Genomic DNA, 2,753 nt, shown 5'->3' with positions numbered 1-2,753 from the left:
GGTAAATAAGGGAGGAGTGGAAAGATGAAGATTGCGGCACTTTATGATATTCACGGGAATTTACCAGCCTTGAAAGCAGTGTTGAAGGAACTCGAAGATATTAAACCGGATTTAATTGTCGTTGGAGGGGATATAGTTTCTGGGCCAATGCCTTCACGAACTTTGGACCGGATTTTATCCTTGGATTATACGGTTCACTTTATTCGAGGAAATGGCGATAGAGAAGTAGTGATGGCTTTTGACGGCAAATCACTCCCACCTACTATGTCTGAAAAGGGTCGAGAGAAGACACAATGGGTCGCTGGACAGTTAAATCGGTCTCAGAGGGATTTTCTATCTCAATTACCAGAAACAATAACCCTTCATGTTGATGGGTTAGGTGATATTCTATTTTGTCACGCTACACCTCGTAGTGATGAAGAAATCTTTACACCCCTTACGCCTCAAGAACGGCTCAGTACTATTTTTGCAGACATTCAGCAAAAGATTGTTGTGTGTGGACATACGCATATGCAATTTGAGAGACAAGTGGGCAGTGTAAGTATTGTTAATTCTGGGAGCGTAGGGATGCCATTTGCTGATGAACCAGGAGCATACTGGTTACTACTTAGCCCAATGGGTTATGAATTTCGACGGACGATATATGATTTTGAGGCAGCTGCACGTGAGGTTAGAGCGAGTGAAGATCCACAAAGGGATGAGTTTGCTGAAGGGAACGTACTTAGGGTTCCAACAGCGACGAAAGCAGCGGAATTTTTAGAGAGCATGGTAATGAAGAACTGAGTGTTACTGCGTTAACGGGGAGCGTTAGTTCAACAAGAAAATCAGAAAGAAATATGCCTGCATGTCAATATAAACAATGTGACGGATGTTGTTTTGCTACCTGAGTCCTGTACAGAAAAGGACTCAGGTTATTAAATTATTCCAGGTTTCTATCTAATAAAGCTCCTGTTTGTTCTGCCATCACACGAGCGGGCAATGGCATTCCATTCTTGAACCACCATTCTACTGCTCCAACGACCGCTGAACCAAAAAATTGAAGAATAACTTCTTCGCTTAATCCTTGATTTTTTCCTTTGGTGGTATCCACATCAGCTTTAAACTCTTCAATAACTAATTCAAGAAACCGGCTGCGAAAATAGGGTGCACCTTTACTTGCTAACATTGTTGAAAAAAATAAATAATGACGCTCAAAGTATTCGTACCAGACATAATTTCCTTCTTGAAACGTCAGGTCAGCTGCCGATTGGCACAGTTCTCGGAGATTGTCCATATGTTCTTCAATCATCTTATCCAAAAGATCGTATTTATCTGTGTAATGAAGATAAATAGTTCCTCTATTCACATTCGCTCTGTCCGCAATATCCTGAATAGTAATGTCATCAAAACTTTTTTCTCCCAATAGTTCAGTTACAGCATTTTTTATCGCTACTTGGCTTTTGGCTATTCTTCTATCTACTTTAGACATTTAATTCACCAATCTTTCTAAAGATAATCATCAATTTAAATTGATTTGTTGAGTAATGACCGAATTGTACTGATTTAACCATTGAAAGAAGGAAGGGCTTTTTTATAATTATAAACAGATGTTGATTAATCAATCAATATTAAATTTTTAAAACATCATATATAACTAACTTTTGGAATACAAAAGTAAATTAAATTCAAACTGGAGGCATATTTGAACCGTGTTAAAAAAGAACAAGGAAAATGTTCTTAAAATGACAAAAATGAGCAAAGCCCAATTAAGAGGTATTTAGGTTTCGATGAAATTCATTTAGCTCATGGATAAGAAATCCTAATGCTGGAAAACCTTACTCCTTATTATTTTTCATTAATGACTGACACTATAAATGTTCGAAAAGGGGGGACACTCTTTGCGAACATTAACCTTATTAAGAGGTCAGCCTGTTTTTGAAACGAAAAGCGGGATGAAAATTGGTGAAGTTTGTGACCTGTGCATGGCAAACAGCGGAATCGTAACGGGCCTTTTGATTCGAACGGGCGTTTTCTTCAAACAGACACGTTTTTTGGATATCCAAAAAGTGGCTTCCTTTGGCGCGGATGGTGTTATGATTGAAGATCAACATCATTTGGAAAAGTTGGACCGTCCTGAATATACGTTTGCCCATCAGAACTCTCTTGAAGGAAAGCTGATGATTTCGAAAAGCGGAGATTCTCTTGGGTTATTAAAAGATGTATATTTTCAGGAAGAATTGGGCACAATCGTAGGGTATGAAATAACGGATGGTTTCTTTTCAGACATTACGGAAGGAAAACAAGTCATTCATTCCGATAAGCCCATAACGGTTGGAAAAGATGCCATCATCGTTGATGTAAAAGAAACGTGAGGTGTCTTTTCATGTTTAAGTGTCCCAATTGTCAAAGCAAAGATATCGGCAAAATTGGCATTAACCAATATTATTGCTGGAATTGCTTTATCGAACTCTCTGTTTCCAAAGGGATCATTCATACCCACCAAGTCGAGGAAGATGGATCACTAAGTTCCTTAGATGACTTGTTTGAAGAAGAAGAGCGTCATTACACCCTTTAAAAAATTAAAAGAGGTGAAACGCATGAATAAATTTATGACTTCGATGATTGCTTTTGGTGCAGGGATCGCAGCCTACAATTTGGTACAAAGAAACAATTTAATGTCAGCCCGCAATATGAAAAAAATACAAAAAAACATTAAACGCGCTATCACTTAACTTGGATCCTCCTCAACTTGAGGGGGATTTTTTCATCGTTTA

5 protein-coding genes are annotated in these 2,753 nt (G+C 38.2%); 4 read left to right on the top strand and 1 reads right to left on the bottom strand.

Annotated elements, in window-relative coordinates; translation table 11 throughout:
• The first annotated feature begins 24 nt into the window (after positions 1-24).
• A complete protein-coding gene (locus BFU02S_RS15485) occupies positions 25-783 on the top strand; it encodes a metallophosphoesterase family protein (protein ID WP_066372611.1) in 759 nt (252 codons plus the stop codon).
• A gap of 136 nt (positions 784-919) precedes the next feature.
• Here the strand turns inward: BFU02S_RS15485 and BFU02S_RS15480 are convergent, their stop codons facing one another.
• Positions 920-1,468, bottom strand: coding sequence for a TetR/AcrR family transcriptional regulator (locus BFU02S_RS15480; RefSeq protein WP_066372608.1), 549 nt, complete (start codon positions 1,466-1,468; stop codon positions 920-922).
• Between the two features lie 409 nt (positions 1,469-1,877).
• Between BFU02S_RS15480 and BFU02S_RS15475 the strand changes: the two genes are divergently transcribed.
• From BFU02S_RS15475 to BFU02S_RS16550, 3 genes are read left to right on the top strand one after another with little or no spacing between them, the layout of a single operon-like run.
• Entirely contained in the window at positions 1,878-2,351 is a 474-nt protein-coding gene (locus BFU02S_RS15475) for a PRC-barrel domain-containing protein (protein ID WP_066372605.1), read from the top strand.
• 11 nt (positions 2,352-2,362) lie between these two features.
• The gene (locus tag BFU02S_RS15470) at positions 2,363-2,554 is read left to right on the top strand and encodes a YrzR-like zinc ribbon domain (protein WP_066372602.1); all 192 of its coding nucleotides are present in this window, start codon (positions 2,363-2,365) and stop codon (positions 2,552-2,554) included.
• A 22-nt stretch (positions 2,555-2,576) separates the two neighbouring features.
• Positions 2,577-2,711, top strand: coding sequence for a YrzQ family protein (locus BFU02S_RS16550; RefSeq protein ID WP_084361159.1), 135 nt, complete (start codon positions 2,577-2,579; stop codon positions 2,709-2,711).
• Positions 2,712-2,753 lie beyond the last annotated feature (42 nt).

The sequence above is a fragment of the Neobacillus fumarioli NBRC 102428 genome, assembly GCF_001591485.1.
Classification (GTDB): domain Bacteria; phylum Bacillota; class Bacilli; order Bacillales; family Cytobacillaceae; genus Neobacillus; species Neobacillus fumarioli.
This window is presented reverse-complemented; position numbering and strand designations above follow the sequence as displayed.

Bases quoted from the DNA above. Each gene is read 5' to 3' on its own strand.
- BFU02S_RS15485 (WP_066372611.1), top strand. From the start codon at position 25: ATGAAGATTGCGGCACTTTATGATATTCACGGGAATTTACCAGCCTTG.
- BFU02S_RS15480 (WP_066372608.1), bottom strand. From the start codon at position 1,468: ATGTCTAAAGTAGATAGAAGAATAGCCAAAAGCCAAGTAGCGATAAAA.
- BFU02S_RS15470 (WP_066372602.1), top strand. From the start codon at position 2,363: ATGTTTAAGTGTCCCAATTGTCAAAGCAAAGATATCGGCAAAATTGGC.
- BFU02S_RS16550 (WP_084361159.1), top strand. From the start codon at position 2,577: ATGAATAAATTTATGACTTCGATGATTGCTTTTGGTGCAGGGATCGCA.